This is a genomic window from Arthrobacter sp. KUASC02 (assembly GCF_059739395.1).
The window spans coordinates 3,337,754-3,358,907 of the sequence record NZ_AP046053.1 but is presented as its reverse complement, the minus strand read 5'-3'; the positions used below and the strand labels follow the sequence as shown (position 1 = coordinate 3,358,907).

The 21,154-nt window shown below is 66.8% G+C and carries 15 protein-coding genes; 4 read left to right on the top strand and 11 right to left on the bottom strand.

Annotation, left to right across the window (positions count from 1 at the left end; genetic code table 11):
- Window positions 1-17: 17 nt before the first annotated feature.
- The gene (locus tag AC6JAC_RS15505) at window positions 18-1,433 is read left to right on the top strand and encodes an NAD(P)H-quinone dehydrogenase (protein ID WP_497965326.1); all 1,416 of its coding nucleotides are present in this window, start codon (window positions 18-20) and stop codon (window positions 1,431-1,433) included.
- Between the two features lie 20 nt (window positions 1,434-1,453).
- Here the strand turns inward: AC6JAC_RS15505 and AC6JAC_RS15500 are convergent, their stop codons facing one another.
- From AC6JAC_RS15500 to AC6JAC_RS15480, 5 genes are all read right to left on the bottom strand, one after another.
- Window positions 1,454-2,095: a hypothetical protein gene (locus AC6JAC_RS15500; protein WP_497965324.1), complete on the bottom strand. Its 642-nt coding sequence runs from the start codon at window positions 2,093-2,095 to the stop codon at window positions 1,454-1,456.
- Between the two features lie 104 nt (window positions 2,096-2,199).
- Window positions 2,200-2,469, bottom strand: coding sequence for a hypothetical protein (locus AC6JAC_RS15495; protein ID WP_454698006.1), 270 nt, complete (start codon window positions 2,467-2,469; stop codon window positions 2,200-2,202).
- A gap of 437 nt (window positions 2,470-2,906) precedes the next feature.
- Window positions 2,907-4,508, bottom strand: coding sequence for an FAD-dependent oxidoreductase (locus AC6JAC_RS15490; RefSeq protein ID WP_497965322.1), 1,602 nt, complete (start codon window positions 4,506-4,508; stop codon window positions 2,907-2,909).
- The gene (locus AC6JAC_RS15485; protein WP_497965320.1) at window positions 4,505-6,742 is read right to left on the bottom strand and encodes a molybdopterin oxidoreductase family protein; all 2,238 of its coding nucleotides are present in this window, start codon (window positions 6,740-6,742) and stop codon (window positions 4,505-4,507) included. Before AC6JAC_RS15485 ends, AC6JAC_RS15490 begins: the two co-directional genes overlap by 4 nt.
- Window position 6,743: 1 nt before the next feature.
- Window positions 6,744-8,156 (bottom strand): MFS transporter, encoded by a 1,413-nt coding sequence (locus tag AC6JAC_RS15480; RefSeq protein WP_028272514.1) that lies wholly within the window; start codon window positions 8,154-8,156, stop codon window positions 6,744-6,746.
- 268 nt (window positions 8,157-8,424) lie between these two features.
- Here AC6JAC_RS15480 and AC6JAC_RS15475 point away from each other — a divergent pair, with 268 nt between their 5' ends.
- A complete protein-coding gene (locus AC6JAC_RS15475) occupies window positions 8,425-9,837 on the top strand; it encodes an MFS transporter (RefSeq protein WP_028272515.1) in 1,413 nt (470 codons plus the stop codon).
- 66 nt (window positions 9,838-9,903) lie between these two features.
- Here the strand turns inward: AC6JAC_RS15475 and AC6JAC_RS15470 are convergent, their stop codons facing one another.
- The 3 genes from AC6JAC_RS15470 to AC6JAC_RS15460 all read right to left on the bottom strand — a co-directional run bounded on the left by AC6JAC_RS15470 (window position 9,904) and on the right by AC6JAC_RS15460 (window position 13,413).
- Window positions 9,904-10,635 (bottom strand): glutamine amidotransferase, encoded by a 732-nt coding sequence (locus AC6JAC_RS15470; protein WP_497965317.1) that lies wholly within the window; start codon window positions 10,633-10,635, stop codon window positions 9,904-9,906.
- Window positions 10,636-10,730: 95 nt separating this feature from the next.
- Window positions 10,731-12,584, bottom strand: a complete 1,854-nt coding sequence (locus AC6JAC_RS15465) for an acetyl/propionyl/methylcrotonyl-CoA carboxylase subunit alpha (RefSeq protein WP_454698010.1) — start codon at window positions 12,582-12,584, stop codon at window positions 10,731-10,733.
- 124 nt (window positions 12,585-12,708) lie between these two features.
- Window positions 12,709-13,413 carry a Maf family protein gene (locus AC6JAC_RS15460; RefSeq protein ID WP_497965315.1) on the bottom strand — a complete coding sequence of 235 codons (705 nt, stop codon included), beginning with the start codon at window positions 13,411-13,413 and terminating at the stop codon, window positions 12,709-12,711.
- 391 nt (window positions 13,414-13,804) lie between these two features.
- Here AC6JAC_RS15460 and AC6JAC_RS15455 point away from each other — a divergent pair, with 391 nt between their 5' ends.
- Window positions 13,805-15,406 (top strand): HNH endonuclease, encoded by a 1,602-nt coding sequence (locus AC6JAC_RS15455; protein ID WP_497965313.1) that lies wholly within the window; start codon window positions 13,805-13,807, stop codon window positions 15,404-15,406.
- 179 nt (window positions 15,407-15,585) lie between these two features.
- On the opposite strand, the gene AC6JAC_RS15450 is transcribed toward AC6JAC_RS15455, so the two are convergent.
- Together AC6JAC_RS15450 and AC6JAC_RS15445 are read right to left on the bottom strand one after the other, a co-directional pair.
- On the bottom strand, window positions 15,586-18,117 hold the full coding sequence (locus AC6JAC_RS15450) for an MMPL family transporter (RefSeq protein ID WP_497965311.1): 2,532 nt from the start codon (window positions 18,115-18,117) through the stop codon (window positions 15,586-15,588).
- A gap of 1 nt (window position 18,118) precedes the next feature.
- Window positions 18,119-18,817, bottom strand: a complete 699-nt coding sequence (locus tag AC6JAC_RS15445) for a TetR/AcrR family transcriptional regulator (protein WP_081818998.1) — start codon at window positions 18,815-18,817, stop codon at window positions 18,119-18,121.
- Window positions 18,818-18,999: 182 nt separating this feature from the next.
- Between AC6JAC_RS15445 and AC6JAC_RS15440 the strand changes: the two genes are divergently transcribed.
- Window positions 19,000-19,551, top strand: coding sequence for a hypothetical protein (locus AC6JAC_RS15440; RefSeq protein WP_497965309.1), 552 nt, complete (start codon window positions 19,000-19,002; stop codon window positions 19,549-19,551).
- A gap of 98 nt (window positions 19,552-19,649) precedes the next feature.
- Here AC6JAC_RS15440 and AC6JAC_RS15435 read toward each other — a convergent pair whose 3' ends face one another.
- The gene (locus AC6JAC_RS15435) at window positions 19,650-21,098 is read right to left on the bottom strand and encodes a dicarboxylate/amino acid:cation symporter (protein ID WP_028272524.1); all 1,449 of its coding nucleotides are present in this window, start codon (window positions 21,096-21,098) and stop codon (window positions 19,650-19,652) included.
- Between the last annotated feature and the right edge of the window lie 56 nt (window positions 21,099-21,154).

Below are 21,154 nucleotides of genomic sequence, written 5' to 3'. Positions count from 1 at the left end.
GTAGAGAATGGATCTTTGTGACTACGCATCCGGATTTCAGCTCACCTCGCATCGCAATACTCGGCGGAGGGCCCGGCGGCTATGAAGCCGCCATGGTGGCCGCCTCACTGGGGGCGCAAGTCACCATCGTTGAGCGGGCGGGCCTCGGCGGCTCGGCGGTGCTTACCGACGTCGTGCCTTCCAAAACCCTGATCGCGACGGCGGACCTGATGACCCGCGTCGGTGAGGCGGGGGAGCTGGGAGTGAAGTTCGACGTCGACGGCGGCGATTTCGCCCCGGTGATGAGGGCGGACCTGAAGCACATCAACGACCGGCTGCTCAACCTTGCGCGGAAGCAGTCCGAGGACATCAGGGCAGGGCTGGAACACCAGGGCGTGCGCATCCTCATCGGGTCCGGCCGGCTGCTGGACAGCCACACCATCGAGGTCCTCACTGCTGAAGGCACCGAGACGGTGGAAGCGGACACCATCCTGCTCGCGGTGGGCGCCCACCCGCGCGAACTTCCCACCGCCCGGCCGGACGGCGAGCGGATCCTGAACTGGGCGCAGATCTATGACATGGACGAGCTCCCCGAGGAACTCATCGTGGTGGGCTCCGGCGTTACCGGCGCGGAGTTCGCGTCCGCCTACAACGGCCTGGGCTCCAAGGTCACCCTGATTTCCAGCCGCGACCGGGTGCTGCCGGGCTCGGACACCGACGCCGCAGAGGTCCTGGAAGGCGTTTTTGAACGCCGCGGCGTAAAGGTGCTCTCCCGCTCCCGCGCGGAAACGGTCGAGCGGACGGACGACGGCGTGGTGGTCACCCTGGGTGACGGCTCCAAGGTCACCGGCAGCCACTGCCTGGTCTGCGTGGGCTCCATCCCGAACACGGCAGGCATCGGCCTTGAGGAAGCCGGCGTGGCCCTCACCGAAGCCGGACACATCAAAGTGGACGGCGTCTCCCGCACCACGGCACCGAACATCTACGCGGCAGGCGACTGCACCGGCGTCCTGGCCCTCGCCTCCGTCGCGGCCATGCAGGGACGCATCGCAGTGGCCCACTTCATGGGCGACAGCGTCACCCCGCTGAAGCTGCACCAGGTGGCCTCCAACATCTTCACCTCACCGGAGATCGCGTCGGTCGGCGTGTCCGAGGCGGAGATCGACTCCGGCAAATACCAGGGCGACGTGATCAAGCTGTCGCTGCGCAGCAACGCCCGAGCCAAGATGCGCAACCACCGCGACGGCTTCATCAAGATCTTCGCCCGCAAAGGCTCCGGAACCGTGATCGGCGGCGTGGTGGTCGGCCCGAACGCGTCCGAGCTGATCTTCGCGATTTCCATCGCGGTGACGCAGAAACTGCACGTCGACGACGTCGCCAGCACCTTTACGGTGTACCCGTCACTCAGCGGTTCCATCTCGGAAGCGGCACGCCGCCTGCACGTGCACATGTAGCGTCCGGTGGTTGAGCCTGCCTAGGCAGGTGCGGCCCGGATGGTTTCCGCGGACTCTGCGGAACGGGACATCCGGGCTGCCGCCAGGTACACCAGCCCGGTAATCAGCGGGATCACGCTGATGGCGGAGAGTGACACTATTCCAGCGAGGCTCCCCAGGGCTGAGAAGGCTATCGGGCCGAGGCCGAGGGCCACGAGCAGCCAGCCCGCAGCGCCCGTCCGTTTCAGGCCCAGGACTGCTGTGGGTAGGGCGAGCACCAGGATTGCGACGGCGCGGACGGGGCCATTGGCGTTCTCGAAGGCGCGCCACGATGCGGAATCCACGGCGAACCACATCCCTGCCACCACCAGCAACGCGGTCAGCACGGCCAGCGCCGGTGCAGCCCACCCGGGACGAAGCCAGGCAAGCACGGCCAGCGCGGCCAGCGGAACAGCCCACGAGAGGACTATCGTGAGGCCTTCGGTGCCGCCTGGATCAGTCAGGGCGTAACCGCTGATGAACAGGCCGGCGAGGACCGTAAACGCGGCCATGATCGCTGTTGCCGTCCACATCAGTGCTCTTGCCTGGGCGGATCGGTCCAGCTTCCGCAGGGAGACGATGCCCATCACGGCGGCAACCACGATGAGTGCGGCCGCGGCCAGGAAGATCGTGACGGCGAACATGGCAACCCTCCCTTGGACCCACGGACTCTAGCTTCCATGACACCCCTTGCCCCTTGTGCAGGGCAAGGGGTCCAAGGTCCCTCTAAAACCTCGTGCGGGCGTCCCTAGCGGATGACAGCGAGAATGATCTTGAGGGCGTCCTCCGGCATGGTGCCCGGAACGTTGCCCAAAGAAGCGTTGTACATATGGCTGCCGGTGCAGACCTGGGCTTCATAGACACCAGCCTTTTCCGTGGCGGTCCAAGCGGACCACCCCCGTTCGCGGGCGAGGGCCTCGACGTGTGTCACCCCGGGAGCCAACGCACTGTACGTACAGCTGGCGGTCAGCAACGCCTGGATCTCGTCGGCCTCTGATAGTTCCGCAAAAGTCAGCACGGCAAACGGTCTGGTTTCGTCACCGGCTGCTTCAGAATAGGCGCAGCCGCTTGAGTCCTGGGGCTCCGGGGCTTCGCTTTCGGGCTCATAGCGTGACAGCCCCGGAAAACGCGCCAAATATATCTCTCCGGCCGCGCAGAAGTCCGGCACCGGAAGGCCGGACGAGGGAAGGCCGGAGGGAGGACCCGCAAGGGGGCCGGACGTTTCCGGCGACGCGGCAACGGTGGCAGTAGCCTGCTGGACACCTGGTTCTGTACCGGACGCAGCCGGCCCCGCCACTGGGGCGGCGCACCCCGAAGCCAACAGTGTCCCTGCAGCCAGAACGCCCCACGCAGCCTGGTTCACTGCACCCCCAACCCTCGATGATGGTTCAGGCTAGCAGGCGGGGACACAGGAGCGGCAGGGACCCCCGCGGGCCCCTGTCGCTTCACGTCACGTCAGGCGGCTGTTGCCGCCTGGAAGTGTTTTTCGATGATGTCCTTGATGTCGGAGTGGCAGCCGCCGCAGCCGGTGCCCGCGCGGGTGGCTCCGGAAACCTCGGCCACGGTGGAGCACCCGTCAGTAACGGCGTCCTGGATCTTGGTTCCGCTGACGCCGGCGCACCGGCACACGGTGCGCGCCGGGTCGGTGTTGGCAGCGGCAGCCAGCTGGTCCGGGCCGTCCAGCCGCAGCAGCAGCGACCTGTCGGCCGGGAGTTCGTCGCCGCGCTCAAACAGCGACACCAGCTCCGCCGCAGTGCGCGGCATCCCCACGGCCACGAGGCCTTCCAGGACTCCGCCGCGCGTGGTCATTTTGACGTAGCGGCCGTGTTCCGGATCCGCCCACTGCGCAATCTGCAGACGCGGGCGGCCGTCGACGGCGCCGGCCGTGAGTACTTCCTCGTCCCACGGTTCGGCGGCGTTGTCGCCGGCCACGGCCATGTTCAGGCCGCGTGCCTTGAGGACAACGACGCCCGGCTTCTCCATCGGGAGTTCCGGCAGGGCATTGGCAACCTCCGCCGACGCGGCCTCACTGCCGCCTTCAGCCGATGCCTCGGCTGATCCCTCGGCAAGAAGTGTCAGGTACTCGGCGAGCCACTCGGCCTGCCGCCAGCCGGGTCCCACCAGGCCGGACGGGCCGGGGGCGGTGCGGCAGTCGCCGCAGGACGGATCCGGGCAGCGGACTTCGGCGCAGTCGCCGATCGCGAAAATGTGCGGCTCGTGGTGTGCCCGCAGCTTGTGGTCCACCAGGATGCCCGTGGCCGTGGACAGCCCGCAGCCTTCGGCCAGTTCCACGCGGGGCCGCACGCCGCAGGACAGCACCAGCAGGTCGCCGTCGATCGCTGAACCGTCATCGAGCAGCAGGGCGGAGAATCCGCCGTCGGGAGCGTTGTGCTCAAGGCCGGTGGAGCGCGCGTTGCCGGCCATCCGGACGCCGCAGTTGCGCAGGTTCGCGGCCAGCACCGCACCGCCGCCGCGGTCGATGTTGCGGCCGAGCGGGTGCGGTCCGTTGTGGACCACGGTCACGGTAGCGCCTTCCTCGGCGGCAGCCAGCGCCGTCTCGAGTCCGAGGACGCCGCCGCCCAGGACAACCACGCGCTTGCCGCCGGAAACGGCCGAACGAAGCACCTCGGCGTCGCGCAGGTCGCGCAGGGCGGTCACGCCGGCGGGCAGCACGGGGTGGGCCGGGTCCGGGTTGAGGCCGGTCAGGTTGGGAATAACCGGACGGGAGCCGGTGGCGAACACCAGGCGGTCATAGTGCGGCGTGGTGCCATCGGTGAGGATCACCTGCTGCCGGGCGCGGTCCACGCGGCGGACGCGGACGCCGAGCCGGACATCCACGCCGTCGGCGATCAGCGCAGCGGCGTCGGACAGCGCCAGCGCCGCGGCCGTGGTGCGCCCGACGCCGAGGTCGGCCACGAGCACGCGGTTGTATGCGGCGTCTGCTTCCTCGCCGATCACCGTCAGGCGGGCGAGCCCGCTGCGAACTGCCGGCAGCAGTTCGTCGATCAGCCGTGCGGCAACCGGACCAAAGCCAACAACTACAATCTGCTCACTCATGAGGCCTCCGATGCTTGAAGAACGCTGTGCTGAAGTCCGTTTGCGGCCGCCCGGACCCATACTTTGTTGAATTTGAACTCGGGCATCCCGGAGATGGGATCCGTGGCGGCCTCCGTCAGGCGGTTGGCGCTCTCGAGCTCCGGGAAGTGGAACGGCAGGAAGACCGTCTCGGGCCGGATGGCCGTGCTGAGTTCGGCCCGGCAGAGCACCTCGCCGCGCTCGTTGGCCACGGACACGAATGCCCCGTCGGTGATGCCCATGGACGCGGCCGCGGCAGGGTGGATCTGCATCTTGGCCTCCGGCTGGGATTCCAGCAGCTCGGACACGCGGCGGGTCTGCGACCCGGACTGGTAGTGCTCTAGCAGGCGGCCGGTGATGAGCGTCATGGTTTTGGCACCTGTGAGGTCCCGGCTGATATCCCTGGCGGGATCTGCAGCAGGAGCACGACGGCGGCGGGGCGCCACCGGGGTCATGACCGCCTTGCCGTCGGCGTGGGCGAAGCCGTCCAGGAACAGCCGAGGCGTGCCGGTGCTTCCCGCAGGGTAGGGCCAGTACGCGGCCTCGCCGCGGTCCAGCATGGCGTAGTCGATCCCGGAGTAGTCGGCGAGCCCGCCGGCCGAGGCCAGGCGAAGTTCCTCAAAGACCGTCTCGGGGTCCTCGCTGTAGGTGGACGGGGCGTCGAGCGCTTCGGCGAGCCGCGCCATGATCCAGAGTTCGCTGCGGGCCCCGGCGGGCGGCTGCAGGGCACGGCGGCGGCGCAGGACGCGTCCTTCGAGGTTGGTTAGCGTGCCTTCCTCCTCGGCCCATTGAAGGACCGGCAGGATGAGGTCGGCTTCGGCGGCCGTCTCGGAGACGAAGAAATCGCAGACCACCAGGAAGTCCAGGCTGCGCAGGCCGGCAATGACCGCATTGGCATCGGGGGAGGCCACCGCGATGTTCGAGGCGTGCACGAAGAGGCAGCGGACGCCGTCGGGCTGTCCGAGGGACTTCAGGAGCTGGACGGCGGGGAGGCCGGGGCCGGGAATCAGCGCTTCCGGTACGCCCCACACCCCGGCCACGTGTGCACGTGCGGCGGGGTCGGTGATCTTGCGGTAACCGGGGAGCTGATCGGCCTTCTGGCCGTGCTCGCGGCCGCCCTGGCCGTTGCCCTGGCCGGTGAGGGTGCCGTAGCCGCTGCGGGCGGAACCCGGCAGGCCGAGCAGCAGGCTGAGGTTGATGGCAGCTGTGGCGGTGTCCGTGCCGTCCACGTGCTGCTCCACACCGCGGCCGGTCAGGATGTAGCTGCCGCCCTTGGTGGCACCGTGGGCCAGCCTGCGGGCCGTCTCGCGGATCAGGTCCGCGGGCACGCCGGTCAGGGACTGGACGCGCTCTGGCCAGAAGGCGTTGACGCTGCGGGAGAGGGCTTCGAAGCCGCTGGTGCGCGCCTGGATGAAGTCGGTGTCCGCCAGGCCTTCGTGGATCACCACGTGGGAGAGGCCCAGGAGGAGGGTGAGGTCGGTGCCGGGCAGGGGCTGGAGGTGCAGGCCGCCGCCGTCGGACGTGAACGCCGCCGTGGCGGAACGGCGGGGGTCCACCACAATCAGCCCGCCGGCGTCGCGTGCGCCCTGGAGGTGCTGGACGAAGGGCGGCATGGTCTCGGCAACGTTGGAGCCGAGCATCAGGATGGTGCTGGCACCGTCGAGGTCTGTCAGCGGGAACGGCAGGCCGCGGTCGACGCCGAAGGCGCGCATGCCGGCGGCGGCGGCGGAGGACATGCAGAACCGGCCGTTGTAGTCGATCCGGGACGTGCCCAGGGCGAGCCGGGCAAATTTGCCCAGCATGTAGGCCTTCTCATTGGTCAGGCCGCCGCCGCCGAACACGCCGACAGCGTCCGCGCCGTAGCGGGCACGGGTGTCATTCACGGCTGCGGTGATGAGCTTCAGTGCGTCATCCCAGCTGACGGGGCGGTGCACGCCGTCGGAGCCCTTCAGCATGGGCTCGGTGACACGTCCGGGGTGGCTCAGAAGGGACGCTGACGTCCACCCCTTGCGGCAGAGTCCGCCGCGGTTGGTGGGGAAGTCGCGGCCGGAAACTTCGAGGACGGGTCCAGCCGGGGCGGCCACGCTCTGGGCGGATGGAGCCGGCACGGGGTCTGACCCCGGCTGGACAGCCGGGGTCAGAGCCGCTGGGGACTTCAGCGTCATGGCGCACTGCAAAGCGCAGTAGGGGCAGTGCGTGTCGGCGCTTGTGGTCATGTTAGACGTGTCCCATCGCATTTCGGTTGGCATTGCGGATGTAGCAGCCCCAGCAGACCACCAGCATCAGGACGTAAGCCCCGACGAAGCCGTAGAAAGCGGGGGTGTAGGAACCGCTGGCCGTGTTGGAGGCGTTCAGCACCTGCGGGATGACGAACCCGCCGTATGCGCCGATTGCCGAGATCAGGCCCAGGGCGGAGGAAGCCAGTCGCTGGGTCTGCACCGTGCTGGCGCCCTTGCGTGCTGCCCGGCTGTTGGTGGCAAAGATGATGGGGATCATCCGGTAGGTGGCGCCGTTTCCGAAGCCGCTGGCGGTGAAGAGCATCAGGAAGAGGACCAGGAAGAGCCAGAAGTTCTTCAGCGGCAGCGTCCAGATCATCGTGAGGGTGATGACGGCCATGGAAGCAAAGGCTGCGACGGTCATGCGGGCGCCGCCCATGCGGTCCGCCATGCGGCCGCCGTAGGGGCGGGCCAGGGAACCGACCAGCGGGCCGAGGAAGGCCAGTGAGAGAGCCACTGTGCCCACGCCGATGGAGGAGAAGGCGGGGAAGTAGTCCTTGATGAGCTTGGGGAATACACCGGCGAAGCCGATGAACGATCCGAAGGTGCCGATGTACAGCAACGCCATGATCCACAGGTGCGGTTCCTTCAGCGCGGCGATGGAGCCTGCCACGTCACCCTTGGCGCTGGTGAGGTTGTCCATGTACTTGTAGGCGCCGAACGCTGCGAGCAGGATCAGCGGGACCCACATGAGGCCTGCGACCGGAAGGTTGACGGTTCCGGCGGCCAGGAGCGTGATGGCGATCGGCACAGCAAGCTGTGCGACGGCGGCACCCATGTTGCCGCCGGCGGCGTTCAGGCCCAGGGCCCAGCCCTTTTCACGGGCCGGGTAGAAGAACGTGATGTTGGCCATGGAGCTGGCGAAGTTGCCGCCGCCGAAGCCTGCAAGTGCTGCCACCAGGAGCATGACACCGAACGGAGTCTCCGGGTTGGAGACGCACATTGCCAGTCCAATGGAGGGGATCAGGAGCAGCAGGGCCGAGACGATGGTCCAGTTGCGGCCGCCGAACTTCGGAACCATGAACGTGTAGGGGATGCGGAGGGTGGCACCCACCAGGCTGGGCATGGAGATCAGCCAGAAGATTTCAGAGGTGGAGAATGTGAAGCCTGCCGCGGGGAGCTGGACCACCACGATGGACCAGAGCTGCCAGACGACAAAGCCGAGGAATTCGGCGAAGATGGACCAGTTCAGGTTGCGCCGGGCGATGGAGCGGCCCTGGGTTTCCCACTGCTCCTTGTTCTCGGCATCCCAGTTGGCGATCCAGCGACCGGGGCGGACTTCAAGGGCGGGGGCGTGAACGGTGCGGGTAGTGCCGGGCTGTGCGCCGGCCTCTGCCGTGCGGTCAACAGTCACGGTGTACCTCCTTCGGGGGTTTGTTGTTCTTCAAAGGTAGGGAGCCCGCGTTTCGTGAAGCGTCGCCGTTTGTTAACGTGCTGTGAAGTTTGCCTATCGGGGCATTTGTGACGGCGTGAGGCGCAATTAGTGAGACGAATCGAAAAGTCCGCATAGTGGACTGTTTGTCCAGTCGCTGGACAGCGGGAACTATTATTGAGAGATACGTATCCCTTAGCCGGGCAGTCTTTTGGGGCACCCGTCCGGTTTCTCACGAAAGCGTTACTACATGTCATCCACTGCCACCTCACCGCAGCCGGGGTCAGCCAAGCAGGTTAACTCGCGCGGGCGCGTGATCGTCGCCAGCCTCATCGGCACCACCGTTGAGTTCTACGACTTCTACGTCTACGCCACGGCCGCCGTGCTCGTATTCCCCAAGCTGTTCTTTCCCGGACAGAACGAGACCACCCAGCTGCTGAGCTCCTTCGCCGTGTTCGGCGTCGCGTTCATTGCCCGCCCGCTCGGATCGATTGTCTTCGGCCACTTCGGCGACAAGTTCGGCCGCAAGGGCACCCTGGTGGCATCGCTGCTGACCATGGGTATCGCCACGTTCCTGATCGGCTGCCTCCCCACCGCACTGGTTCCGGGCTGGGGCTTCTGGGCTCCGGCGCTGCTGGTGGTCATGCGCTTCGCCCAGGGCCTGGCCCTCGGCGGGGAGTGGAGCGGCGCAGCCCTCCTGGCCACCGAGAACGCCCCCGCCAACAAGCGCGCCATCTACGGCACGTTCCCGCAGCTGGGTGCACCCATCGGGTTCATCATTGCCAACGTCATCTTCCTGGTGGCCAGCTACACACTGTCACCGCAGGCGTTTGAAGCCTGGGGCTGGCGCGTTCCGTTCCTGCTCAGCGCCGTCATGGTGATCATCGGACTCTACGTCCGCCTGAAGCTGATCGAGACCCCCGCCTTCACCAAAGTGCTGGAATCCAACGAGGTTGCCAAGCTCCCGCTGGCCCGCGTCTTCAAGACCAGCTGGCGCCCGCTCATCCTGGGCACGTTCATCATGCTGGCCACGTACGTGCTGTTCTACCTGATGACCACGTTCACGCTCACCTACGGAACACGCCCCGCCACGCTGGATGCCGCCAAGGCGGCCGCGGAAAAGGCAGGGAAGCCGATGAGCGAGGCCGCAGCGGCCGCGTTCGTCCCCGGCCTGGGCTTCACGCGCAACGACTTCCTGTGGATGCTGATTGCCGGCGTCGTGTTCTTCGGCATTTTCACCCTGGTCTCCGGCCCGCTGGCTGAAAAGTACGGCCGCCGCAAGATGCTCATCGGCGTCACCGCCGGGATCTTCGTCTTCGGCATGCTGTTCGTGCCGCTGTTCAGCGGCGGCTTCGTGGGCACCATGGCCCTGCTGATCCTCGGCTTCACCCTGATGGGCCTGACCTTCGGTCCCATGGGCGCGCTGCTTCCGGAACTCTTCCCCACCAACGTCCGCTACACGGGATCAGCCGTCAGCTACAACGTCTCCAGCATCCTGGGTGCTGCCGTGGCCCCGTTCATTGCGGTATGGCTTTGGGAGATGGCGAAGGGCAGCCCCGTGCTGGTGGGTGTCTACCTCAGCGCCATGGCCGTGCTGACCCTCATCGCCCTGTTCCTGAGCAAGGAAACACGGGACCTGGATTACGAGAACAACGTAGCCTGAGCCGTTTCGCCCGCAACAAATGCCCGGTGCCCCTTGGGGGTACCGGGCATTTTGTCGTTTCCGGCGCTACTTTGCGTAGCGCTCCACGAAGTTGCGGAGGATCTTCATCGGTTCCGTGGCGGTGAACTGCCGGGCGTCATTCATCAGCGTTTCGGCCGATTCGGGCGGGAAGTAGCCGGCATGGCGGTAGATGTCGATCCTGGTGACCAGCCCTTCCGCATCCAGTTCGGGGTGGAACTGGGTGGCGTACAGGTTGGCCTTGATCCGGAACATGTGCACCGGGCAGGCCGCTGAACTGGCCAGCAGTACCGCGTGGGAGGGGAGGACGGTGCAGCCTTCCTTGTGGCCGGTGAAGGCCGTGAAGCTTTCCGGGAGTCCGCGCAGGAGGGGATCCTGCAGTCCTTCCGCCGTCAGTTTGATGGTGGTGCCGCCCAGCCCCTCGCCGTACGTCCTGTCGATGACTGCTCCCTGGTGCAGGCCGAGTGTGCCGACACCGTAGCAGGCCCCCAGGAACGGGAAATCGGCCGGCACAATACGGTCCAGCAGCAGGCGCAGTTCTCGCTCCACCCGGTGCTGGGCTGCGCTTTTGTGGTCCGCGGGGTCGCTGGATGTAAAGGGGCTGCCGCCCACAATGACGCCGGAGTAGGCGGAGAGGTCCAGCTCCGGCAGGGGCCCGGCTTCCATCCGGATGCGCCGGAGTTGGGCGGGCTCAAGGCCGCCGTAGCGCAGGTAGGCTTCGTATTCTTCCTCGGCCGCCCTGTCCTCGGCGCGTGATGCAAGAAGGAGAAATGGCTTCACACGCTAAGTCTGCATGCAGCCGCCCCCGGGCGCCATGGGCGCGCCGGGGGCGGCTGGTAATGCTGTGGTACGAGCTGAAAGGTGAGCAGGCGGGTTCAGTCCTCGATCGTGGCGATCACGGCACCGGCGGACACCGTCTCGCCCGCGATGGCGGCCAGGCCGGTGATGGTGCCGCCCCGGTGCGCCGTGAGCGGCTGCTCCATCTTCATCGCTTCGAGCACGACGACGAGATCACCTTCGGCAACAACGTCGCCTTCGGCGACGGCCACCTTGACGATGGTCCCCTGCATGGGGGAGGTCAAGGCGTTGCCGCCGGCGGCTGCAGCCGGCCCGCCGGAGCGGGAGCGCTTCTTGGCCTTGGCCGGCTTGGCCGGGCCGCCGCCGCTGCTGAACGAACCGAGCGAAGCTGGCAGCACCACCTCAAGGCGCTTGCCGCCCACCTCGACGACGACGCGCTGGCGATCGCCGGCGTCGGGCGCTTCACCCTCGGCGCCGTTCGGCGTCCACGCCGGAATGTCGTTGACGAAAGCCGTCTCAATCCAGCGGGTGTGGACCTTGAACGGTCCTTCCGCAGGCGCAAAGTCGGGGTTGGTGACCACAGCGAGGTCGAACGGAATGACGGTGGGAATGCCCTCCACCACCATCTCCTCCAGGGCCCGGCGGGAGCGCTGCAGTGCCTGCTCGCGGGTGGCGCCTGTGACGATCAGCTTGGAGAGCATCGAGTCGAAGTTGCCGCTGATGACATCGCCCTGCTCCACGCCGGAGTCAATCCTGATGCCGGGTCCTGTGGGGTTTTTCAGCGTGGTGATGGTGCCGGGGGCGGGCATGAAGTTGCGGCCCGGGTCTTCGCCGGTGATGCGGAATTCAATGGAGTGTCCCCGCACCTCCGGATCGTCGTAGCCCAGCTTTTCGCCGCGGGCCAGCCGGAACTGTTCGCGGACAAGGTCGATTCCGGTGACTTCCTCGGAAACGCAGTGCTCCACCTGGAGACGGGTATTGACCTCCAGGAAGGAGATGGTGCCGTCCTGGCCCACCAGGAATTCGCAGGTTCCGGCACCGAGGTAGCCGGCTTCCTTGAGGATGGCCTTGGAGGACTCGTACAGGCGGCGGTTCTGCTCTTCGGTGAGGAAGGGTGCCGGGGCTTCTTCCACAAGCTTCTGGTTGCGCCGCTGTAGGGAGCAGTCGCGGGTGGAAACCACCACGACGTTGCCGTAGGCGTCCGCGAGGCACTGGGTTTCGACGTGGCGCGGGGCGTCCAGGAAGCGCTCGATGAAGCACTCTCCGCGGCCGAAAGCAGCGACGGCCTCGCGGACGGCGGATTCAAAAAGTTCGGGGATCTCTTCGCGGGTGCGGGCCACCTTGATGCCGCGCCCGCCGCCGCCGAAGGCAGCCTTGATGGCCACGGGCAGTCCGAACTTGTCCACGAACTCGAGGATTTCCTCGGCTGATTCCACGGGGTCGGCCGTGCCGGGGACCTGCGGAGCGCCGACCTTTTCGGCGATGTGCCGGGCCTGGACCTTGTCGCCGAGGGCGGAGATCGCCTCCGGGGACGGGCCGATCCAGGTGATGCCGGCGCCGATGACCATGGCCGCGAACTGGGCATTTTCGGCCAGGAAACCGTAGCCAGGGTGGATGGCGTCAGCGCCGCACTCGTGGGCGACCTCGATGAGCTTTTCCATCACCAGGTAGGACTCGGCGGCAGTGTTGCCGCCCAGCGCGTAGGCTTCGTCCGCCAGGCGCACGTGCAGGGCGTCACGGTCCGGGTCGGCGTAGACGGCCACCGATGAGATGCCTTCGTCGCGGGCGGCGCGGATGATGCGCACTGCGATTTCGCCGCGGTTGGCGATCAGGACTTTACTCAGCCGCTTGGAGCTCGTCAGGGCGGCACCTGCGTGGCTGGGGGCGGTGGACTGCTCTGGACTTGCGGACTGCTCCGTATTTGCTGACAAGGCGTCTCCTTCTTTCCTTCAGGGAGCCTAGCGCGATTTTGAGGGTTCCGCCGATATTACTTGCGGATTCCGCGTGTAAAGCTCCGGTCCTTTGTAGGGAAGCTACAAAGAGTTGCGAATTGGCTCACTCAGCGCGGACTTCTGCGGGGTCAATGGCGCCGCCGGTCCACAGCTCGGTAATGCCCACCTGCGCCTGCCCCAGCAGGGCGCGGAGGGTGGAAATGGAAAGCCCGACGACGGTGTGCGGGTCGCCGTCGACCTTGCGGATGAAGGCCCCGCCGTAGCCGTCGATCGTGAACGAACCGGCGCACTGGAGCGGCTCGCCGGTGGCGATGTAGGCATCGATTTCGTCGACGCCCATATCCATGAAGTGGACCTCCGCGGAGGTGACGGAGCCCAGGGTGGCGCCCGTGCCGGTGCCGGTGCTGGTGTCGGAACCGGATTCGGCGTCGGCGTCGTCGTCCGGCTCGGTGTCGCGGCAGTCCACCAGCCAGTGGCCCGTGTGCAGCACGCCCATGGCGCCGCTCATGCGCAGCATCCGCTCTTTGGCGACGTCGGCCGTGTACGGCTTGCCGTGTGCCTCTCCGTCGAACTCGAAGACGGAATCGCAGCCGAGCACCAGTGCACCCTCCGCCTCGGGCAGCGAGGCCACGGCCTCCGCCTTGGCGCGGGCCAGCAGCAGGGCGGTGTCGTGCGGGTCCGTCACGCCGTAGCGGGCCTGGACCGCGTCTTCATCCACATCGGAAACCAGGATCTCGTGCCGGATGCCGGCGTGGCTCAGCAGTTTGGTGCGTGCGGGGGACTGGGAAGCAAGAATAAGGCGGGTCACCGGTCCAGCCTAGTTCCCTCTGAGTCGCATTGTCGCTCGGTCTTTTCGCTTAGGTCTTTATCGCTCGTCTTATTGTCGGAGGTCGGCGGGATAGTGGGTTCATGGACGGGAAACACGGACCGAAGAGGGCGCCAGAGATGGCCGAACGGAAAGAAGTCAACCTTCCGCGCGTGGTGGAGGTGTGCAGTCTCGCGCTTCGACAGATTACTTTGCCTGGGGCAGTGGAGAGCTATTCGAATTCGTTCGGCGGCTGGACGAGGTGGGCTCCGCCTTGGCTACTATCGGGACGCGCGCCCAAGTGGCGGTTGTCCTGAGCCGACCCCGCATAGGCCCATGCGGGGTCGGGACCTCACCGGCTATTAATGTCAGAGCCCAGAGAGACACTTGAGCCATGGACGGTCTTGGGGGAACTGAAGAGACGCCGGCACTGGCGGCGGGGTGCGGTTGCGCTTGCAGCTGTGGTCAGGGGCCGGCATCGCAGGACCCGGCCTGGGGGCCGGACGGTGTTCCGTCCGGGGACGGTGGTGCAGGCTTGATCGATGAGATCCGGGCGTTGGAGGATCGGAAGTCTGCGTTGGCTGCCCGTCAGGCCCGGTTGACGGTGGCCTTTGATCTGCTGCAGCGCCGGGCGCAGTCGATTGCCGGGGTCCCTGCAGACCAGCTCGGGGCGGGTGTCGGGGCGCAGGTGGCGCTGGCCCGGCGGGAGTCTCCGGCGAAGGGGAGCCGGTTGCTGGGTCTGGCGAAGGCTTTGGTGACGGAGATGCCGCACACGCTTGCTGCCTTGGAAGCGGGGCAGTTGAGTGAGTGGCGGGCCACGTTGCTGGTGCGTGAGACGGCGTGCCTGTCGGCGGACGACCGGTGTGCGGTCGATGAGGAACTCGCGCCGGATTCCGGGGCGCTGGCCGGGTCCGGTGACCGGGCCCTTGTTGGCGCGGCCCGGGCCGCGGCGTACCGGCTGGATCCGCGCTCTGTCGCGAAACGTGCTGCGCATGCTGTGACGGAGCGGCATGTGAGTCTCCGTCCCGCCCCTGACACGATGTGCTATCTGACGGCCCTGTTGCCGGTTTCGGCCGGTGTTGCGGTCCATGCTGCGCTGACCCGGCAGGCTGATACTTTGCGTTCGTCCGGGGACATCCGCTCCCGCGGGCAGATTATGGCGGACGACCTGGTTGAACGCGTCACTGGCACACCGGGCGGGATCAGCGGCATCGAAATCCAGCTCGTGATGACCGACCGCACCCTCTTCCAAGGCGACAGCGAACCTGCCCGCCTGCCCGGCTACGGTGTAGTTCCCGGCGGCTGGGCCAGGAGCCTTGTTGGCCCGGCCGGAGCGGCGCCTGCAAATTCCGAGCCCGACGCCTCCGTGTCCAAGGCTTCTGTGCCCGCCGGATCCGTGCCAGGCGCTGTGCCCTCAGAAGCGGCAGCTGACCAGGCGTTCACCACCTGGATCCGCCGCCTGTACACAGCCCCGGGCTCGGGTGAGTTGGTGTCGATGGACTCCCGGGCGAGGCTTTTCCCTGCGGGGCTCCGGCGGTTCATCGAGGCCCGCGACGACACGTGCCGTACCCCGTACTGTGATGCTCCCATCCGGCACCTGGACCATATCGTTCCCTGGCACGGCGGTGGCGCTACAACGGCGGGCAACGGTGCCGGGCTCTGCGAGGCCTGCAACCACACGAAGGAATCGCCGGGCTGGAGAGCACACCCGGCCAACGCACCAAACGCACCCGCCGGAACGAGTGTTCCCGGCGGGACGAGTGGTCCCGGCAGGGCCAGGCATGGCATCCAACTGACAACTCCCAACGGCCACACCTATCACTCCACTGCGCCGCCGCTGCCGGGGAGTCAACGAGGCAGCCCGGCCACAGACCCCGGCCATCCGGAAGAAATCCGCTACCGAGAAGATTCCAGTCGCCGGAAAGAGCTCCGCCACCACGCCAAGGTTCACCGACGTGCCCTCCGGTCACGGCGTGTTGCTCCACTCGCGGCCTAACCCTGGCACGGTCCCACAGAACGCGGCACGGAGAACAAGGCCCACAGAACATGGCCCACAGAACATGGCCCACAGAACATGGCCCACAGAACATGGCCCACAGAACATGGCCCGCACAAACAGGCCGCCCGCCGATCAGTTGATCAGCGGGCGGCCTGTGGCGGACTAGGGGAGCCCGGTCAGCGTGCGCCGACTTCTTCCGGTTCCACCTCGGCGGCCGGCGCAGGTTTGCGGAGCTTCGCACCCTCCACATCCACGTCCGGCAGGATGCGGTCCAGCCAGCGCGGCAGCCACCATGCCTTTTCGCCGAGCAGGTACATCACGGCCGGGACGATCGTCATGCGGACCACGAAGGCATCAATCAGCACGCCGAAGGCCATGGCGAACCCAAGCGGCCGGACCATGTTCAGGTGCGAGAAGATGAAGCCGGAGAACACGCTGACCATGATGATCGCGGCCGCTGTGACCACCGCGGCCGCGTGACTAAAGCCCGACCGGACGGCGTGCTTGGCTGATTCCCCGTGCATGAACGATTCCCGCATGCCGGAGGTGATGAACACCTGGTAGTCCATGGCCAGCCCGAACAGCACGCCGATCAGGATGATCGGCAGGAAGCTCAGCACGGCACCGGGATTTTCGACGCCGAACACCGCTCCGAGCCAGCCCCACTGGTACACAGCCACGACCGCGCCGAACGCTGCGGCGAGCGAGAGCAGGAAGCCTCCGGTGGCCAGCAGCGGCACCCAGATGGAGCGGAACACCAGCAGCAGCAGGATCAAGGAGAGACCAACTACGATCGCCAAGTACGGCGGCAGTGCGTCACCGAGTTTGGTGGAGACGTCGACGTTGCCGGCGGTCTGTCCTGTGAGCCCGATGCTGACGCCCGTGGAGTCCTTGATCTGGCCCTTTTCGGCACGGAGTTCGGAGACCACCTGCACGGTGCTCGCGCTGGCCGGCCCTTCATTCGGAATGACTTGGAACACCGCGGTGCGGCGGTCCTCGCTCAGTGCCAGCGGCACGGCGGCGGTGACATTTCCGGTTTCGCGCAGAATGTCCGCGACATCGAACTGCTTGGCCTGCGCCTCGGCGTCGCTGAGTCCTTCGGGGAGGTCGCCCACCACAATGATCGGGCCGGTCATGCCCTCGCCGAAGCTCCGCTTGGTGACGTCATAGGCCTTGAAAGCCTGCGAGGCGACCGGCTCGGAACTGGCATCCGGCAATGCAAGCCGGAGCTGGCTGGCGGGCAGCGCCACCACACCGAGCAGGACGACTCCGGCCAGCAGGGCCAGCCACGGGTGATTGGTGACCATGCCGCCCCAGCCGTGGCTGCTGCGGTATTCGTCCCGGGTGCGGTCCTCGGTTTCGTGCCCCGGGGCGGCGTTGTGCTTCTCCGCCTTGGCCCAAGCACGCTTGGAGATCAGCTTCCGGCCCACCAGGGAGAGAACAGCGGGGGTCAGGGTCAAGGCAACGACGACGGCGACGGCCACTGTGGCGGCCGCGGAGAGACCCATAACTGCCAGGAACGGAAGGCCGGGGACCACCAGAGCAGCCAGCGCGATGATGACGGTCAGTCCGGCGAACATCACCGCGTTGCCCGAAGTACCGGTGGCCAGGGCCACGGATTCCTCGGCATCCATGCCGGTCAGCAACTGGCTGCGGTGCCGGTTGACGATGAAGAGCGAGTAGTCGATTCCCACTGCCAGGCCGAGCATCAGCGCCAGCATGGGCGAGATGGAACTCATTTCCGTGGCACCGCTCAGGGCGATCGTTCCGCCCACACCGACGGCCACGCCGACGACGGCCATCAGCAGCGGAAGCCCGGCGGCGATCAGGGTCCCGAGCATGACCACCAGGACCAGGGCCGCAACGGCGATGCCGATGATCTCGGCGGTGCCAAAGAGTTCGGAGATGTCCTCGCTGATTTCCTTGCTGGGCAGGGCAGTGACGTTGGCGGCCGAGACCTCCTTGACGATGTCCTGGACTTGCTGGCGGACGTCGGGCGTCAGGCCGTTGATGGAGGTCCTGAACTGGACCTGTGCGATTGCGGCCTTGCCGTCCTCGGAGACGAAGCAGAGGCCCTTCGAGGCTTCCAGCTGGCGGGCGCCAAGCGCAAGCTTGGCTTCGCCCGCTTCCAGTTCCTTAGTACCGGCGTCGAGCTTTGCCTGGCCTTCGGCGAGGGCTGCTTTCTGCTGGCCGAGCTGTGCCTCGATCGCGGCAGCCGGCAAACCGGCGGCCGCCATCTGCTGTTCTGCTGCTCCCAGCTGTGCCTTTCCGGCGGCAAGCTCGGCAGTGGCCTGGTCCAGCCGCGCCTTGCCGGCCGCGGACTGCTCCCTGCCGGCGTCGAGATCTGCGACAGCCTTGTCCAGCTGCGCCTGGGTGGCGAACGGATCGACTGTTCCCTGGACATCGGGAAGGGTCTTGAGTTTCGTCAGCGCAGCAGTGACCGCATCCCTTCCGGCCCGGCTGAACCGGGCGTCGTTGGCTTCGAACACCACGCTTGCCGAGCCGCCGGAGGAGGAGGGGAGCTCCTTCTTGAGCTTGTCCGCCATCTGCTGCGTTTCGGTGCCGGGGATCTGGAAGTTGTTGGACAGTGTGCCGTGGAAGGCGGCGGCAGACCCGCCCACGGCCACCAGCGCTGCCAGCCAGAGCGAAATGACCAGCCAGCGGCGGCGATACGAGAACTTGCCGAGGCGGTAGAGTAAGAGGGCCATGTCAGTGCCGATCTGTGGAGAGGTTGGCGGTGGGCGTAAAGCCTGAGCCAAGGAGGCCCATGGCGTCGATCAGGAGCTGGCGGAGCCTTGCAAGCGACGTGGCGGAGAGGTCTGCGCCGCGCTCGGCGAACCAGACGTCCATGGCGGCTTTTCCGCAGGAGATGATGGACCCCGCAAGCGCGCGCAGGTAAAGCTCGTCGAGCTCCTCGCCCGTGGTCCGGGCGAAACGTTCGCGGGCCGCATCGATGATTTCCGCGGTGCAGTGGTCCCACGCCTCAAGTTCGGAACGGTTGAGCTGCGGATTGGACTGCGCCAGGCTGTACAGCTCGGCCATGGGGGCCACCGTCATGGGGTCGGCCAACTGAACCAGGGCAGCCCTCGCCGACTCAAGGATGGGCTCGTCGGCGGGCCGCAACCGGAACTGCGCCAACGCGTTGTCCAGGAAGCCGTGGGTCACGGAGGCCAGTGCCGCCTCGGTGCTGCTGAAGTAATTAAAGAAGGTGCGCCGCGATATCGCTGCGGCGTCAGCGATGTCCTCCACCGTGAAGTTTCCGGGCCCCTTGCTGCGCAGAAGCTGCAGGGCGGCATCGGTAATGGCCTGGCGTGTTGCGGCTTTGTTGAGTTCCCGGCGCGAGGGCGGCGGCGGTTCGGCGGTTTCACTGCGCGGCGGGATGGCTGGCGCATTCTGGGTGGGTGGCACGGCATTACACTACGTGCATTTTTACACTCTGTGCAAGTTTCTCAGAATGTCCGATTCACAGCTTCCTAACAGCTTCATGACAGGTCTTCCATAAGTGGATGCCGCAGCCTTGAGGAAGGTAGGCGTTCTGTACCTGCCACCAGAAGTAGCCGCGCTGCTGCGGCAGATCGAGGAGACGTGCCATGACAAGCAGAAAGAAGTTGGGCCTCGGCCTGGGCGCCGCTGCCCTGGTTGTCGGGGCCGGGATCGGCGTCAGCGGAATTGCGTCCGCAGCCACCACTCCGACGCCCACTCCGTCAGCCAGCGCATCGGCCGGTGCCAACACCGACGGCCACGACCGCGGCCACAAGGGAGGCCGCCACGGGCACGAAGGGGGCGTGCAGGCATCGGAGCTGGCGGCCAAGCTCGGTGTTGACGAGGCAAAGGTCACGGAGGCGCTGAAGGCGTTCCGCGATGCCAACAAGCCGGCCACACGGCCCGCCGAGGGAGAGAAGCCGGACCGTGCGGCCAGGGAAGCCGCCTTGGCCAAGTCCCTCGCGGAGTCGCTCGGGATAGAAGAATCCAAGGTCACCTCCGCACTTGAGGAGCTGCACGCCGCGGAACGGTCCGAGCGCGCAGCGGCCCTGAAGTCCCGGCTGGACAAGGCTGTCGCGGACGGCAAGCTCACCCAGGCGGAAGCCGACGCCGTCACCAAGGCCGTGGAAAACGGCGTGATCGGCGGCGGCGGCCGCTAGGACGTCCCACCACATCAGCGCGAACGTACAGTTGAGGCCCCAAACCCGTGTGGATTTGAGGCCTCAACTGTACGTTCGCGCTTCGGCGACGAAGCGGGTTACGCCTTGGCGTCCGCCAGCTCGCGTTCGTCCCGTTCAGTTGCCGGAGCGGCCGCCGTCGGATCTGCACTGGCGGAGTCGTCCGCGAACGGGTCGCCGTTGCGCGGTGCGTTGTACAGCGCCTCGTCCAGGATGCCCTGGCGCTTGGCCACGATCGTGGGGACCAGCGCCTGCCCGGCGACATTGACCGCAGTGCGGCCCATGTCCAGGATCGGGTCGATCGCCAGCAGGAGGCCGACGCCGGCCAGCGGCAGTCCCAGCGTGGAGAGCGTCAGGGTCAGCATCACGACGGCGCCGGTGGTGCCGGCCGTCGCGGCGGAGCCCAGCACGGAGACGAGGGCGATCAGCAGGTACTGGCTGAAGTCGAGCTGGATGCCGAAGAACTGGGCTACGAAGATCGCGGAGATGGCCGGGTAGATCGCGGCGCAGCCGTCCATCTTGGTGGTGGCGCCCAGCGGTACGGCGAAGGAGGCGTAGGCGCGGGGTACGCCCAGGCTCCGCTCCGTCACGCGCTGGGTCAGCGGCAGGGTGCCCACGGACGAGCGGGACACGAAGGCCAGCTGGACAGCGGGCCAGACGCCGGAGAAGTACTGCTTGACGGACAGCCCATGGGTGCGGACCAGGACCGGGTAGACCACAAACAGGACGAGGGCCAGGCCGACGTAGATGGCAAAGGTGAACTTGCCCAGCGACCCGATGGTGTCCCAGCCGTAAACCGCCACGGCGTTGCCGATGAGGCCCACAGTGCCCAGCGGGGCGATGCGGATGATCCACCACAGCACCTTCTGGATGACGGCGAGGGCTGAGGCGTTGAGGTTCAGGAAGGGCTCGGCGGCCTTGCCCACCTTCAGTGCCGCCACGCCGACGGCGATCGCGATCACCAGGATCTGCAGGACGTTGAAGCTGACGGACGTGCTCACTGTCGTTGCAGCGTTCGCGCTTTCCGTCACAGTGGAACTGGCGCCGAGGCCGAGGAAGTTCTTGGGGAACAGGCCGGTGAGGAAGGCCCACCAGTCACCGGACTTGCCGCTGTACTTGGCTTCCTGGGTAATGCCGGTGCTGGCGCCGGGCTGCAGCAGCACACCCAGGCCGATGCCGATCAGCACCGCGATCAGCGATGTGATGGCGAACCACAGCAGCGTGTTCCAGGCCAGCTTCGCAGCGTTGGAGACCTGCCGGAGGTTCGAGATGGAGCTGACGACGGCGGTGAAGATAAGGGGCACCACGGCGGTCTGCAGCAGCGAGACGTAGCTCGAGCCGATCGTCTGCAGGGTGGCGCCGAGGGCATTGGGGCTTGCCTTGGTGCTGCCCGTGTACTTGGCCAGGAGGCCAAGGCCCAGGCCCACGATCAGGGCGGCAATGATCTGGAAGCCGAACGAACCGGCCCATTTGGGCAGCCGGAAGCCGGTGTTTCCTGCGGGGGAGGGAGTGCTGGTTTGAGTGGTCACCCGAACACGCTAGGCCGCACAAAATACAGCTTCCACTCGACATTGAGAAATATTAC

What these genes read in the sequence shown, in the direction of transcription:
- AC6JAC_RS15500 (WP_497965324.1), bottom strand. Translation starts at nt 2,095, where the DNA reads ATGTTCGCCGTCACGATCTTCCTGGCCGCGGCCGCACTCATCGTGGTT.
- AC6JAC_RS15490 (WP_497965322.1), bottom strand. Translation starts at nt 4,508, where the DNA reads ATGAGTGAGCAGATTGTAGTTGTTGGCTTTGGTCCGGTTGCCGCACGG.
- AC6JAC_RS15485 (WP_497965320.1), bottom strand. Translation starts at nt 6,742, where the DNA reads ATGACCACAAGCGCCGACACGCACTGCCCCTACTGCGCTTTGCAGTGC.
- AC6JAC_RS15475 (WP_028272515.1), top strand. Translation starts at nt 8,425, where the DNA reads ATGTCATCCACTGCCACCTCACCGCAGCCGGGGTCAGCCAAGCAGGTT.
- AC6JAC_RS15455 (WP_497965313.1), top strand. Translation starts at nt 13,805, where the DNA reads ATGGACGGTCTTGGGGGAACTGAAGAGACGCCGGCACTGGCGGCGGGG.
- AC6JAC_RS15450 (WP_497965311.1), bottom strand. Translation starts at nt 18,117, where the DNA reads ATGGCCCTCTTACTCTACCGCCTCGGCAAGTTCTCGTATCGCCGCCGC.
- AC6JAC_RS15440 (WP_497965309.1), top strand. Translation starts at nt 19,000, where the DNA reads ATGACAAGCAGAAAGAAGTTGGGCCTCGGCCTGGGCGCCGCTGCCCTG.